This window comes from Streptosporangium sp. NBC_01469 (assembly GCF_036227305.1).
GTDB lineage: Bacteria > Actinomycetota > Actinomycetes > Streptosporangiales > Streptosporangiaceae > Streptosporangium.
Map to the genome: position 1 here is coordinate 8,679,800 of NZ_CP109465.1, position 13,911 is coordinate 8,693,710.

Annotated in this window: 9 protein-coding genes and 1 pseudogene; 6 read left to right on the forward strand and 4 right to left on the reverse strand. The window is 71.4% G+C overall.

The window, feature by feature from the left end; genetic code table 11:
* Positions 1-199: 199 nt before the first annotated feature.
* Positions 200-1,102, reverse strand: a complete 903-nt coding sequence (locus OG587_RS37765; protein ID WP_329083599.1) for a LysR family transcriptional regulator — start codon at positions 1,100-1,102, stop codon at positions 200-202.
* 70 nt (positions 1,103-1,172) lie between these two features.
* Here OG587_RS37765 and OG587_RS37770 point away from each other — a divergent pair, with 70 nt between their 5' ends.
* The 5 genes and pseudogenes from OG587_RS37770 to OG587_RS37790 all read left to right on the forward strand — a co-directional run.
* Positions 1,173-2,258: a YeiH family protein gene (locus OG587_RS37770; protein ID WP_329083600.1), complete on the forward strand. Its 1,086-nt coding sequence runs from the start codon at positions 1,173-1,175 to the stop codon at positions 2,256-2,258.
* A 123-nt stretch (positions 2,259-2,381) separates the two neighbouring features.
* On the forward strand, positions 2,382-3,320 hold the full coding sequence (locus OG587_RS37775) for a pseudouridine-5'-phosphate glycosidase (RefSeq protein ID WP_329083601.1): 939 nt from the start codon (positions 2,382-2,384) through the stop codon (positions 3,318-3,320).
* 7 nt (positions 3,321-3,327) lie between these two features.
* Positions 3,328-4,278: a carbohydrate kinase family protein gene (locus OG587_RS37780; RefSeq protein ID WP_329083602.1), complete on the forward strand. Its 951-nt coding sequence runs from the start codon at positions 3,328-3,330 to the stop codon at positions 4,276-4,278.
* Positions 4,279-4,342: 64 nt separating this feature from the next.
* Positions 4,343-6,037: a hypothetical protein gene (locus OG587_RS37785; protein WP_329083603.1), complete on the forward strand. Its 1,695-nt coding sequence runs from the start codon at positions 4,343-4,345 to the stop codon at positions 6,035-6,037.
* Positions 6,038-6,590: 553 nt separating this feature from the next.
* Positions 6,591-7,673 (forward strand): annotated as a pseudogene (locus tag OG587_RS37790) (MFS transporter); the annotation flags it as partial.
* A 226-nt stretch (positions 7,674-7,899) separates the two neighbouring features.
* Here OG587_RS37790 and OG587_RS37795 read toward each other — a convergent pair.
* The 3 genes from OG587_RS37795 to OG587_RS37805 form a co-directional block, all read right to left on the reverse strand.
* Positions 7,900-9,924, reverse strand: a complete 2,025-nt coding sequence (locus OG587_RS37795) for a tetratricopeptide repeat protein (protein WP_329083604.1) — start codon at positions 9,922-9,924, stop codon at positions 7,900-7,902.
* Complete coding sequence (locus OG587_RS37800) at positions 9,921-10,811, reverse strand: SIR2 family NAD-dependent protein deacylase (protein ID WP_329094122.1); 891 nt, start codon at positions 10,809-10,811, stop codon at positions 9,921-9,923. The genes OG587_RS37795 and OG587_RS37800 overlap by 4 nt, the downstream gene beginning before the upstream one ends.
* Before the next feature lie 195 nt (positions 10,812-11,006).
* Positions 11,007-11,165 carry a hypothetical protein gene (locus OG587_RS37805; protein ID WP_329083605.1) on the reverse strand — a complete coding sequence of 53 codons (159 nt, stop codon included), beginning with the start codon at positions 11,163-11,165 and terminating at the stop codon, positions 11,007-11,009.
* Between the two features lie 203 nt (positions 11,166-11,368).
* Here OG587_RS37805 and fxsT point away from each other — a divergent pair, with 203 nt between their 5' ends.
* On the forward strand, positions 11,369-13,900 hold the full coding sequence (fxsT, locus tag OG587_RS37810; RefSeq protein ID WP_329083606.1) for an FxSxx-COOH system tetratricopeptide repeat protein: 2,532 nt from the start codon (positions 11,369-11,371) through the stop codon (positions 13,898-13,900).
* The last annotated feature ends 11 nt before the right edge of the window (positions 13,901-13,911 follow it).

Sequence of the window (13,911 nt, forward strand, 5' to 3'; positions counted from 1 at the left end):
GCCCCGCCAACCGTCCCGCCGACCGTCCCGCCGCCCTGCCTGCCCACCGCCCGGCCACCACCTGCCCACCGCCCACCCGCAGCCGCTGCCCACCTTCACCTCGATCCGTGACCGACACCCCGATCCGTGACCGGCCCATCCGCGACAGGCCGATTCACAGCCGACCGACCCACGAGCGGCCGGATCACGACCGGCCAGATCACTGCCGCTCGCGGGCGGCGGAGAGGGTGATCCTGAGGAGGGTGGCGGCGGGACCGGTGGGGGCACGGCCGTGGCGCCAGACCGCCCGCAGGCGGCGCGTGAGGTCGATGTCCTTCGTGGGCACCTCGACCAGGCGGCCGGTGGCCAGCTCCGCCTCCACCGCGTAGCCACTGAGCACGGCGGGGGCGGCGCCCTCGCGGGCGGCTCCCTTGACCGCGGCGTTGGAACCGAGTTCCAGCCTCGGGGGGGCGACCGTGTGGCCGGTGAGCGCGAGGTCCAGCGTCTCGCGGGTGCCCGACCCCCGTTCGCGGACGACCAGCGGGGTGGCGGCCAGCTCGGCGGCGAGCAGCGGGGTGCGGCGGCGCGCCCACGGGTGCCCCGGCGCGACCACCACCACGAGCCTGTCGGTGGCCACCACCTTCGACACCAGCCCGGCCGGGACCGAGGGCCCCTCCACGAACCCGAGCTCGATCTCCCCGCCGATCAGTTTCGCCACCTCGGCCGAGTTCTGCACGTCCAGGCCGACCTGGACCTGGGGCTCGCGGTCCTGGAGCTCCCCCAGCCATCGCGGCAGCAGGTACTCGGCCACCGTCATGCTGGCGGCGATGTGCAGGTGCGCGGCCCTGCCGTGCCGTACCGCCTCCGCCCCCCGCATGAGCTCCTCCGCCGCGGCCAGCACCTGCGTGGCCCAGGCCGAGACCATCACGCCCTGCGGGGTGAGGGTGGACCCGCGCGGGGTGCGGTCAAGCAGCGGCAGCCCGAGGCGGCGTTCCAGCAGCGAGATGCGCTTGCTCACCGACGGCTGCGCGATGCCCGCGGCCCGGGCGGCCTGGCCGAGACTGCCCAGGCGTTCCACGTCGACGAGCAGGCGCAGGGATTCGAGGTCGGGCAGCTCGCTCATAGCGCCAGGCTATGACCTTCCAGGAAGGTGACGGCTACCGGCCTCCCGGTGCCGCGCCGACACTCGGGGCATGCCCGTCTCCCCCCTCACCCGTCCCCCCGGCTCCGCCGCGCAGGCCCCTCCGACTCCCGTACGCCCGATACCGGCACCGATATCGGCGACGGCGAGGCTCGGAGCGCTCGGGACGCTCGCGCCGGGGCTCGCGGCCGCGGCCGTCGCGGTGGTCCTGGCGACGGCCGCGACCAGGGTCGTTCCAGGGGTGAGCGCCGCCGTGATCGCGGTGGTCCTCGGGGTCGCCCTCACCAACCTCGGCGGCCTGCACCGGTCGCTGGCCCCCGGGCTCGGTTTCGCCTCCCGCCGGGTGCTCCGCCTGGCGATCGTGCTGCTCGGCCTGCAGATCGCGCTGCCGGAGCTGCTGGCGCTCGGCTGGCGGGCGCTGGCGGTGGTCGCCGTGGGGACCGGCGTCACGTTCGCCGCGACGCGGTGGATCGGAGGCCGCCTCGGGGTGAGCCCGCGCAGGTCCCTGCTGATCGCGACCGGCGTGTCCGTCTGCGGGGCGGCGGCCGTGGCCGCCATGCACGAGGTCGCCGGGAGCGACGACGACGACGTGGCGGCCGCGGTCGGCGTGGTCGTGCTGTACGGCAGCGCCTCCATCGTCACGCTCCCCCTGCTCGCGGGGGCGCTGGGGCTGACACCGCAGCAGCTGGGCCTGTGGGCGGGAGCCTCGGTCCACGAGGTCGCGCAGGTGGCGGCCATCGGCGCGGCGGCCGGAGCGGGCGTGCTGGCGAGCGCGGTGGCCGTCAAGCTGGCCCGGGTCGTCCTGCTGGCCCCGATCGTCGGGCTGACCTCCGTCTCCCTGCGCCGTGCCGCGACCGCCGAGGCCGGAAGGGCGGTGCGGCGCCCGCCGGTGGTGCCGCTGTTCGTCGCCGGGTTCGTCGCGGCCGTGGCGGCGCGGAGCCTGGGCATGGTGCCGCACGAGATCACGCGGGCGGTTCCTGGCCTGACGACGGTGCTGCTCGCGGCGGCGCTCTTCGCCCTGGGCACCGGTGTCGACCTGAGGAGGCTCGCGCGGGGCGGGCGATCGCTGCTCCTGGGCGGGATCGCCACGGCCATCATCGGCGGGATCTCACTGCTCGGGGTGGTGGTCATTGGCTGATCTTTGAGTGGACGTCTCCCTGCAACCGCCGTAACGTGCTCTTTTTGGGGAAGACGGTGTCGTTTACACCGTTCCAAAAGCAAGCAATGATTACGACCTCGGACAAGGAGACAGAACCAGCTCATGCGTACCACCCGACAGTCCCTCTCCAACGTGCTCCGCCCCTCCGGCGAGGTGGCCGAAGCGCTGGAGCGGGGTGCCCCGATCGTGGCGCTGGAGTCCACGATCATCTCTCACGGCCTGCCCCAGCCCCGCAACCTCGAGGTCGCGGTGGAGCTGGAGCGGATCGTCCGGGAGGCGGGGGCGGTGCCCGCGACGATCGCGGTGCTGGACGGCGTGGCGCGCATCGGTCTCGACAAGAGCGAGCTGGAGCGCGTCGCCGGTGAGCCGGGGCTTCGCAAGCTGGGCTTCCGCGACCTGCCCGCCGCGGCGGCGCTCGGGGCGAGCGGGGCGACCACGGTCTCCGCCACCTCGTTCCTGGCCGCCAGGGCGGGCATCCGGGTCTTCGCCACCGGTGGTCTCGGCGGCGTGCACCGCGGGTGGACCGAGAGCCAGGACGAGTCGGCCGACCTCGACACGCTGAGCCGGACCCGCATCACGGTGGTCTGCGCGGGCGTGAAATCGATCCTGGACGTTCCGGCCACCCTGCAGCGGCTGGAGACGCGCGGCGTCACGATCGCGGGGTTCCGCACCGACGAGTTCCCCGGCTTCTACCTGCACTCCTCGGGCGAGCCGATCGACTGGCGGATCGAGACCCCGGACGAGGCCGCGGACATCATGCGGGCCCAGGACGCGCTCGGCGGCCCGGAGACCGCGCTGATCGTCGCCAACCCGGTGCCGCTGGCCGAACAGCTCGACCCCGAGCTGCACGACCGGGTCCTCGCCGAGGCCCTCGCCGAGGCGGAACGGCGGCGGATCACCGGTCAGGCCATCACCCCGTTCCTCCTGGGCTACCTGGTACGCGGCACCGACGGCGCCTCGCTGGAGGCGAATCTGGCCGCGGTGCGGGGCAACGCCCGCGTCGCCGGGCAGATCGCGGCCTCCTGGAGCCGGGGAGACTGAGGGCACCGTGGCCGGAACGGGTCTGCTGGTCATCGGCGACGTGGTGACCGACGTCGTCGCGCTTCACGGCGGGTCCGCCAGGAGCGGCCTGGCCGTCGGGACGGACACCGCCGCCGACATCGTGCTGCGTCCCGGCGGCTCCGGGGCCAACACGGCCTCCTGGGCCGCCCGGCTGGGCGCCGACGCGCGGATCCTGACCCGGGCCGGCTTCGACACCGCCGACTGGCACGCCGCCGAGCTGCGACGATTCGGGGTACGGCCGCACCTGCGGGTCGACCCCGACCGGCCCACCGCGGTGGTGATCGCCATGGTCGACGTGACCGGGGAGCGTTCCATGCTCACCAACCGGGGCGCGGGCGGGCACATCGGCACGGGCGACTGGGACGAGACCCTGCTCGACGGTGTGGGGCATCTCCATCTGTCCGGATACACGCTGTTCGCCGAGCCGGGGCTCCAGCTTTCCCGGCTGGCCATGGCCGAGGCGTCCCGGCGCGGTGTCTCGATCAGCGTGGACCCCGCCTCGACCGGTTTCCTGCGCTCGTTCGGCGTCGAGCGGTTCATCCGGGAGACCCTGACCGCCCAGCTGATCATCCCCAACCTGGACGAGGCGCTGCTGCTCACCGGCGAGGCCACCGCCGAGGAGGCGGCCGAGAGCCTGAGCCTCCGCTACGGCGCCGCGGCGGTGAAACTCGGATCGCGCGGCGCGCTGATGGCCAGGGACGGAAAGTTGGCCGCTCGGGTTCCCGCGCTCACCACCGAGGTGATTGACTCCATTGGAGCGGGGGACGCGTTCGCCGCCGGGCTGCTGACGGCCCTGCTGAGCGGGGCCGCGGACGAGGCCGCGCTGGACGCCGGACGTCGTGCCGGGGCGGAGGCCGTGACGGTCCTGGGTGGCCGTCCGCGTGTCCTTCCGTCTGATTTGGGTACTAAGGAGCTTTACCCTCTTAACACCAATTGATAGCTTGCGGCGTAAGCTGCACCATTAGCCACACGCGTCACTTTGGGGAGGTTACGGTCCGCCGATGGATGCCGAGTCATCGATCTGCCTGAGTGATCTGGTCCCGGCCCTGCGCTGGAGCCGTCCCCAGCAAGTCGCCGAAGCCCTCGCCGACCCCCGGCTGCCCGCCGGCTGGTGGTCGTCGGTCACCCTGCCCAAGGCCCTCGGCGCCGCAGGGCTCGACTGGGTTTGCGACAGGCTGGCCCGGCTCTCGCTGTCACGCTGGGATCATCTGCCGTTGAGCGACGTGCTGCCCGCGCTGCACGTGCACACGGTCGATCCCACCCTGCCCGGCTGGCCGGAGCCCGCGCGCGCGGCCATCGCCGGCCTGGGCGGCTGGAACCGCCTGCGCCGCCTGACCCCGGGAGACCTGAGCGGGTCCGCGACGTCCTCTCCCGAGATCCCCGAGATCGTGGTCACCGCCGTGTTCCGGGAGGTGCTCAGCCGCATTCCGGCGGTCGCCGAGCACACCGCGCCGGCCGCCGCCTCGGCCCAGGTCCCGCTCCAGGAGCGGGTCCAGGACCCGGCGCAGACACCCGCGCCGCAGGTCCCCGCCCAGCCGTCGGCACCGGCGGTGCCGCAGGAGGAGCGGCAGGCCCCGGTCCCCGAACCGGCGGTCCCTGAGCCGGTCGCCGCCGCCCCCGCCCCCCAGGTCAACCTCGGCGACTACCCGCTGGTGCGTCTGGTCGACAACATGTTCCGCGACTGGAGCCCGCTGGAGCGCGCGGTCGCCGTGGAACGGCTCTTCGCGGTCGACCCGATCAGCCTGCGCGCGCTCGCGCACAAGCTGAACGCCGACCGCGACGCGCTCTCGACTGCCCAGCGCGCCGCCGAGGAACGCATCCTGCTCTGGCTGCGCTCCTCGGAGTCCGCGCCGCTCACCGGGCACATGTTCGGGCTGACCGAGTGGCTGGGCGCCGCCGCCACCAAGGACCAGCTCATCGGCGCCGACCCCGCGCACCCGATCGAGGTCCCCACCCTGCGGACCCCGCTCTGGAGGGTGCTGGTCACGCTCATGCCCGACCGGCGGCTCCAGGACGACTGGCTCGTCGTGGGCGACCTGGGCGGTCTGCGCGACCGGACCCGCCAGCTCCTGTCGAACAAACCGATCGACAGTGACGCGCTCAGGCTCATGGAGCACCAGCTCGGCATCCGGGCCCACTCGGCCCAGCCCTGGCTGGACGCCCTCGCCGCCGCGGGCATCGTGCAGGAGGCGACCCTCCAGGAGGGCACCTCCGAGGAGATCAGGCAGCTGCCGCGCCGCACCCCGGGGGCGAACGGCCACCACCACCGCGGCGGGCAGCCGATCCCGCAGGTGAACACCGGCGCCATCGACCCCCGCGCGGCCCTGGCCACGCTGTCGGCCCTGGCGAGCGGAAACTCCAGGCCGCACCTGATCACCAGCCAGCGCGCCCAGCTCCACCCGCCCGCGAGCCCGTCGTCCGACCCGAGCCGCTGGCAGCGCATCGAGGTGACCAGCGACCACCTGCGGGGTGGCCCGGTGGCCGTGCCCGAGGGGTACGCCACCCAGCTGGGCATGCGTCCCGGCACGCTGCTGTCGGTCACCGGCCCCGGCGACAACGCGGTGGTCCTGGTCTGGCGGGACCACCCCGTCTTCGACTCGCTGCAACCCGTCCTGATGCGCCTGAACGCCCGTCCGGGCGACCAGGTCTACGTCACCGTGGACGGCTACCGCCTGGACGCCCAGCTGCCGGCCTGAACCCCGCCCCCTCCCCCGGAAACCGGAAACCCCGGAAACCCCGGAAACGGTCCTGAACGGTCCCGGGGGAAGGGCGGGGGCCCGCACCGCGTCCCCGCCCCGGAGAGCGAACCGCCGCGCGGTGACCGGGGACGCCTCGAGCGACCCGGGCACCGGGCGGACCGCCCCGGCCGCCTTCGGCCCGCTCCGGTTCGGCCGCCGGACGCCACCGGGTGCCGCCAGGACGGGGTTTCCCGCGACGACTCCCAAACGCCACTTTTCCGGGCGCGGAAACGAACGACCTTTCCCGGTTGCTCTTCTTCGGCGCTATGCTTTTGGGACTCAAGTGACTTAGCGGCACCACTGTGACCCGTTTTGGCGAACGGGCTCTCATTGTTGTTGATTTCTGCGGCTTTTTGTCAAGAAATTGTCATCGTTCACCTAACAGCGGGAGTCCGTATAGCTCTCTCCCTCCATTGCCTTGTGAGGTGTTCCCTAGGACGCAGACGGGGAGGACGGCGGGCGACCAGGTCGCGCTGGGGCCCGGGATCAGAGAGCGACTTCGAACTAGCCGATGAGAAAATTCGCCCGCGTCTGGCTGGGGATGACGTTCTCGACCGTGGGATCGCGAGCCGTGAGTGTCGCCTATCCCCTCCTGGCACTGGCCCTGACCGGTTCTCCGGTCCAGGCGGGCTGGACCAGTTTCGCCCTGACCTTCCCCATTCTGGTCTTCTACATCCCGGCGGGCGTCCTGGCGGACCGGGTGAACCCGCGCTCGCTCATGCTCCTCACCGAGACGCTGCGAGGGTTGATCGTCCTCACCGTGTTCCTCGCGCTCGTTCTCGGCCGCCCGTCGCTGGCGCACCTTCTGGCGGCGGCCTTCCTCGAGGGCACGCTGTGGGTGGTCTACTCGCTGGCGGAGACGGCGCTGATCTCGTCCCTCGTCCCGAAGGACCAGGTCTCCCTCGTGATGGCCAGGAGCGAGACGATCTCGCACATCGCGGTGCTGGCGGGCAGGCCGCTCGGGGGGTGGCTCTTCGGGGTCATGCACGCGATGTCCTTCGCGGTGAACGCGGCGCTGTTCTTCCTCGCCCTCCTCTCCCCGCTGAGCGTGGCGGCGGGAAAGCCGGGGAAGCCAGGGAAGCCGGGGAAACCGGGAAAGAGGAGGAGCCGGCCGCAGCTGCACGCGATCCGCGAGATAGCCGGCGGCGTGAGAAGCCTGGCGGGACGGCACCTGCTGCGGGAGATAGCCGACGGTTTCCACGAGCTCTCCAGGCACCCGTTCCTCCGCAGGGCCATGGCCCTGACGATGGTCACCAACCTGATGATCAACGCGCTCATCATGATCTTCATCGCCGGGTCGGCGAACCTGCCCTCGTACCAGGTCGGCCTGGTCCTGGCCGCCGGGGGCGTGGGCGGCGTGGCGGGATCGGGCCTGGCCCCCTACCTCAGGCTCGAACCGAGGAACTTCACGCTCTTCGCCCAGCTGTGGATCTGGGTGCTGGCGCTCTTCGTCGCGGCCTACGGTGAGGGGCCGCTCTTCTTCGGGCTCGCGATACTGCTGACCGGGTGCGCCGGGGCGCTCAGCAACGTGGCCATCAGGACCTTCGAGGTCGACACCGTCGACAAGGGCAAGCTCGGGCGGGTGGTGAGCGTGCACCGGCTCGTCGCGCACGGCGCCGTGTGCGTCGCCGCCCCGCTCGGCGGGATCCTGGTCGCCGTGTTCGGCATCCGGACGGCGGCCGTCATCCTGACCGTCCTGATGCTCGCCGTCGCCACCGTGGTGACGTGCACGTCACTGCTGCGCCTTCACGCGCGGCTCGGTCTCGCCGGGACGGCTAGGAAGGTGAGGGCGACCGGTGCCCACGTGGCCGCGCGGGTGCTCACAACGTGGCGAGCAGCCGAGTCGCTTCGGCCGCGAGATGGGCAGGCAGGCTGGGTGCTCTCGCCGCCCTCGCCCTCAGGACCAGATCGGCCGCCGACGCGGCGTCACCGGCCAGGGCGTGAACCCGGGCGGCGTACAACAGCACCGGACCGTGATCTCCCGCCTCGGCCAGCACCGCCCTGATCTCCCGTTCCGCCTCGGGGAAACGCCCCAGGAAGGCCAGCGCGAGAGCGTGGGCGGCCCGGGTGGACGGCCACTGCAGCGGCCGGACCCGGTCGAGGTCGCGCAGCGCCGCCTCCGCCCGGCCGAGCCCGGCGAGGATCTCGCCCCGCGCTCGCAACGCCTCGGTGATGTTCCCCTCCCTGCCCAGGACGTCGTTGAGGACGTCGCGCGCCGCGTCGGGGTGACCGTCGTACCAGAGCGCCCAGGCGAGCTCGGTCTCGATGTTCAGGTCGTTGGGCACCCGGCGTATCGCCGAGTACAGCTCCCGGACCGCGACCGAGGAGCGTCCCTGGGCCAGCCGCAGCCTGCCGATCCCGGCGAGAAGGCCGCCGACGGCCGAGGTCGCCCCCAGCGTCTCGAAGTGGACCGCGGCGTTGCGGTAGTGGGAGACGGCCTTCTCGAAGTCCTCCCGCCGGTGCGCGACGTTGCCGAGGAAGGACTCGATCTCCGCGCGCATCCTGGTGTTGCCCCCGCACCGCGCCAGCGCCTCCTCGGCCTGCTTCGCGGCCAGCGCGAACTCCCCGTCGCGGAAGGAGAGCTCGGCGGCCCGCAGGTAGTCGTCGGGGAAGGACCGACTCTCGGCCCGCACGACGACGTGGTCGTTCTGCAGGATCGGCTGGATGAGGCGCTCGTGCGACAACTCGCACCATCGCGTGCCGGCCTTGATGTCCTCGCGCAGGATGTGGCGGTCGACCAGCGCCCTGACCACCGCGTTCGGCATGCCGGCGGTGACGGTCTCCCCCTGGTAGACGACCTCGCGGGTGCCGAGCTCGGTGATGAAGCAGCGGCGCAGCCAGCTCCTGAGCTCGGCGACGTCGTCTCCGAAGTGGTCGTGGGCCACCTCGGCGATCATCCGCTCGGAGAAGTCGGTGAGCGACCGGTCGGCGTTGGCGAACCTGCGGACGTGGTCGGAGGAGATGACCCGCACGTCCTCGGGCAGCGAGCGCCACATGGCCGAGCACACGACCTGCAGTTGGACGGGCTCGACCGCCTTGGCGTCGGCGACGACCTCCTCGCCGCCGAGCGCCCTGCCGACCCTGATCATGCGCAGGTCGTCCACCAGCCCCCGCGCCGCGCCGGGGGCGAACGAGCGGCCCGTCCCCTCCAGCGGCCCCTCGGTCGCCCGGACCGCGGCGGCCGGGCCGAGGGCGGTCAGCGAGAACCGGTTTCTGGCCATGCCCGCCAGTTTCGGCTCGTGGGGAAGGATCGAGGCGAGGTGGTCCTCCCTGATCGAGACGAGGAGCCGCAGGTTCGGATCGTCGTCCAGCGCCTCGACGAGCTGGCTGATGAACCACTCCCGGTACGGCTGGCGGTGGGCGAAGTCGCCGAAGAGCTCCTCCGCCTGGTCGATCGCGGCCAGGGTGAGGACCGGGTCGCCGTACGGATCCTGGCGCGGCGGGCGCCGGCTCAGGAACTCGCGGATCGTCAGCCCGGCCAGCCGGGTTGGCGTCTCCGAGGGGGACCACGACGACAGCAGCGCGAACACGTGCGGGTTGTGCCGCGAGAGCGCCGCGGACGGGAAGGGCGAGCCGTGCGACACCCGCCCTATCGGGAGGACGTCGGTCCTGCCCGCGTCCAGCAGCGGGAGCACCCCGGCCTGGATGAGCGAGGTCTTGCCCACGCCGGACGGCCCGTACAGCACGGTCAGGCGCCCGGCCTGCCACAGGTCGGAGACCTCGCAGGACTCCCTGTCGCGGCCGAAGAACTTGGAGCCGTCCTCGCGACGGAAGGCCCGCAGGCCGACGTACGGCTGGTCGGCCGCGTCCGGCCGGCCGCGGTCGGGGGTCACGTCGGGGGTCACGGCACCGGTCCCATCCGCCGGCGCAGCTCACGGCAGAACTCCTCCGCCGTCCCCCAGAAGATGGAGATCCGCCAGTCTTCGTAGTATCTGGCCAGCTGGCGCTGGACCTCCAGCACGTCCGCCTTCGTGCTGGCGAGCGAGGGGGCGAGCTGGACGCTCACGTGCCTGCGGCGGTTGATTCCGGGAACGGCTTTCAACAGCCCGTGGAAGAGCACGCGAAACGTCCAGTCCTGCAGGCTGTATCCGATGAACAACAGGGGTCTTCTGGTCAGCGCCGCGAGAATGGAGGTCGGCAGCATTCGCTGGCCGCCCGCGACGCCGTCCACCGCGAGGTTGGTGAGAAACTCCAGATAGTCGTCCTCGGCCAGCACGATCGACGCCGGATCCTGCAGGTTGCCGTGCAGGTGGTAGATGAGCGGGGCCTCGGGCCTGGGATTCCAGCCCGCCTCGCTGCTGAACAGATCCTCCGCGTAGGCCAGCCCTTTGTTCCACGGACAAATGGCCACATTCGGCCTTTTCCCCACCGCTTCAAGCGAGCGCAGGATGAAGTCGTCGTAGTTCGTCGTCAGATACACCGGAAGGGGAAAGCTCGCCAGCAGGGCGTGCGGTTCGAGGGGGTCGAGGAAGTTGGGCGCACCCCCGGCGTCGAGCTCGTCGCAGATGCGCCTCTTCACATATACGGAGTCCCCATATCTCATCACCGCGAACTGCGTGACCCGGGGAAGGTCGTGGTCGTCGGCGAAGGGGTAGTCCCAGCGGCGCGCCATGTCGCGGCTCAGTGCCGTCCCCGTCGGCAGAGTCCCCACGCACGCCCCGGACCCCAGGAAGGGCGTGCAGTCTCCGCTGTTCAACTGGTCGAGCAGGCGCTCCCACTCGGCCTCCCCCATGTCGTGCACGCAGGGCACCACCTCACGGACGGCAGGTCCAATCAGGTCATGGACTCGATGCCGTACGACTCTATTGGCACGGTCAATCCCCCCCGCGCGGGAAGGCACCCCTTGTATCGCCGGCGCGACCGGAGTGGACGAATGATTCACGATCACCTTTCTGCCGCAACCCGCGTGAAACGGCAAGGTGATTCCTCAGATCGAACTCGTGAATCCCGCCGTCGGCTCCGCCGTCTCCAGCAGCAACGGCTCCAGCATCCTCCGCAGCCAGGCCTCGTCGACCTCCGTGAGCTTCTCCAGGGAGAGCCCCTCAAGGTCGACGAGACCGTCTGACCTTGAATTATCATCGCGCATGCGTGCTCCCTATCACGTCGCGTCGCATCCGGCCTGGTCCGACCCTGGGTTTTGGGATGTCCCAAAAGCGGGACGCGACATCGCTTTCGAAAGTTCCCGGGGCCGTGTTTTTTCTCAATGTGATTCTGTAATACCCCACTCTTCGAATCAACCTTTAGGATGACCGTACGATCCCTTTGGCTAGAAAAAGGCGGAGGCCCGAGGTGGTGGAGCTTTCACACGCGGCGAACACGGTGCCCGAACGGCAGCCCGAGGTCTGGGAGAAGGTGCCGCCCCGCAACAGGAACTTCACCGGCCGGGACGACATGCTCGTCAAGCTCCGCCAGGGCATCAGCACCGTCACCGCCGTCGTTCCCCAGCCTCAGGCACTGCAGGGGTGGGGCGGTGTCGGCAAGACCCACCTGGCCATCGAGTACGCCCACCGCTACCGGTCGCACTACGACCTCGTCTGGTGGATCCCCTCCGACCAGCGCGTGCTGGTGCCGTCCGCGCTGGCGGCGATGGCGCCCCACCTGGGCCTGCCGCCCGCGTCGGCCACCGGCGTCGAGGAGGCCGCCGAGGCGGTGCGCAGGACGCTGCAGAGCGGCGTCCCCTACCGCCGCTGGCTGCTGATCTTCGACAACGCCGAGGAGCCGGGGCAGGTCCAGGAGTTCATCCCGCGCGGGCCTGGCCACGTGCTGATCACCTCGCGCAACCCCAAGTGGGAGGACCACTTCGAGACCCTCCAGGTCGACGTCTTCACCCGCGAGGAGAGCGTGGCGTTCCTGAAGAAGCGCCTGCGCCGGGAGGTCCCCGACGACGACGCCTCGCGGCTGGCCGAGCAGCTCGGCGACCTTCCGCTCGCCCTGGAGCAGGCCGGCGCGCTGCAGTACGAGACCGGCATGTCGGTCGACGAATACCTGGAGCAGCTCGGCGAGCAGGCGAGCAGGCTGCTGGGCGCGAACAGGGCGCCGGGATACCCGCTGTCGATGACGGCGGCCTGGAAGGTGTCGGTGTCGCTCCTGGAGGACCGCCTCCCCGAGGCCATCACGCTCCTGCGGTGCTGTGCCTTCTTCGGCCCCGAGCCCATTCCCCGCGACGTCTTCCGCAGGGGCAACAAGGCCGTCGTCCCCCGGCTCGGCAAGATTCTTTCTGACCCGATCCTGCTCGCCACGGCGCTGAGCGAGCTGAGGCGCTTCGCGCTGGCCAGGATCGAGCCCACCACCCGCACCATCCAGGTCCACCGCCTGATCCAGGCGCTCCTGCGCGACGACCTGCCTGAGGAGGACCAGGCGGGCATCCGGCACGAGGTGCACGTGCTGCTGGCCGGCAGCGCCCCGAACGACCCCGACGAGAGCGCCAGGTGGCGCCGCTTCGAGGAGCTGGTCGCCCACGTCACCCCCTCCGGCCTGGAGGAGTGCACGGATCCCACCGTCAGGCAGTTCGCCCTCAACGTCACCCGTTACCTCTACATATCGGGCAACTACCAGTCGGCCCGCTCCTTCCTCGAGAGCTTCGTCAAGAGATGGACCGAGGTCAGCGGGGCGAAGCACCCGGACGTGCTCGTCGCGCACAAGCACCTGGGCAACGTGCTGCGAGGGCTCGGCCAGTACTCCGCGGCGTACGAGACCGACCACCGGACCCTCGACAACATGCGCGAGATCCTCGGCCATGACCACGACGAGACGCTCCTGACGACCAACGGCTACGGGGCGTCCCTGCGGGCTCGCGGCGACTTCATCGCCGCCAGGAGGCTGGACGAGGAGTCCCGGGCGGCCCACGCCGCCAGCCGGGGCCTCAGCCACCCGTCCACGCTGCGCGTGCTCAACAACCTGGCCCTCGACTACGCCCTCACCAGTGACTACCCGCAGGCGCGGCGCCTGCACCAGGAGACGTACCTGGAGATGAGCGACGCGGTGGAGGGCATCGGCAGGAGCATCCTGCTGCTGTCGTGGAACGGCCTGGCCAGGGCCGTGCGACTCTGCGGCGACTACACCGAGGCGTGCGACCTGGGCGAGGAGGCCTACGCCTACGGCGTCCAGGAGCTGACACTCGACCACCACGTCACGCTGCTGACGGCGAAGGACCTGTCCATCGCCAAGCGGCGCTCGGGAGAGGTGGCCGAGGCGCTGGACCTCGCGCGCGACACGCACACCCGCTTCCAGCGGCTCTTCGGGGACGAGCACCCCGACACGATGGCGGCCGCGATCAACCTCTCCAACGCCCTGCGCACGACCGGCGACCTCGACGAGGCGTTCGCGACGGCCGACAGGACGGTCGCCCTCTATCCCCGGGTGTTCGGCGAGGAACACCCCTACAGCCTCGCCTGCGGCGGCAACCTGGCGATCCTGCACCGCCTGCGAGGCGATGTCGCGACGGCCAGATACCTCAACGAGAGGGCGGTGGAGGGCCTGGTCGCCAAGGTCGGCCGGCGACACCATTACCCGCTGACGTGCGCCATCAGCCTCCAGGGGGATCTCGTGGCGCTGGGAGAGCTCACCCAGGCGTGCGAGCTCGGCGGGGAGACCCTCGGCCGGCTGCGGGAACTCTTCGGCGAGAACCACTTCCTGAGCCTGGCCTGCGCCAACAACCTCGTCCTCGACCTGAGGGCCGCGGGTGAGAAGGAGCGGGCCGAGATCCTGTACGACGACACGATGCGGCGCTACGAGCGCCCGCTGGAGGCCGGTCACCCCGACGCCCTCTTCGCGAGCGAGGGCCGTCGCATCGACTGCGACTTCGACCCCCCGCCGATCTGACCGCCGGCCCC

Coding starts and splice junctions, on each gene's coding strand:
- OG587_RS37765 (WP_329083599.1), bottom strand. CDS start 1,102: ATGAGCGAGCTGCCCGACCTCGAATCCCTGCGCCTGCTCGTCGACGTG.
- OG587_RS37770 (WP_329083600.1), top strand. CDS start 1,173: ATGCCCGTCTCCCCCCTCACCCGTCCCCCCGGCTCCGCCGCGCAGGCC.
- OG587_RS37775 (WP_329083601.1), top strand. CDS start 2,382: ATGCGTACCACCCGACAGTCCCTCTCCAACGTGCTCCGCCCCTCCGGC.
- OG587_RS37785 (WP_329083603.1), top strand. CDS start 4,343: ATGGATGCCGAGTCATCGATCTGCCTGAGTGATCTGGTCCCGGCCCTG.
- OG587_RS37800 (WP_329094122.1), bottom strand. CDS start 10,811: ATGGGGGAGGCCGAGTGGGAGCGCCTGCTCGACCAGTTGAACAGCGGA.
- OG587_RS37805 (WP_329083605.1), bottom strand. CDS start 11,165: ATGCGCGATGATAATTCAAGGTCAGACGGTCTCGTCGACCTTGAGGGG.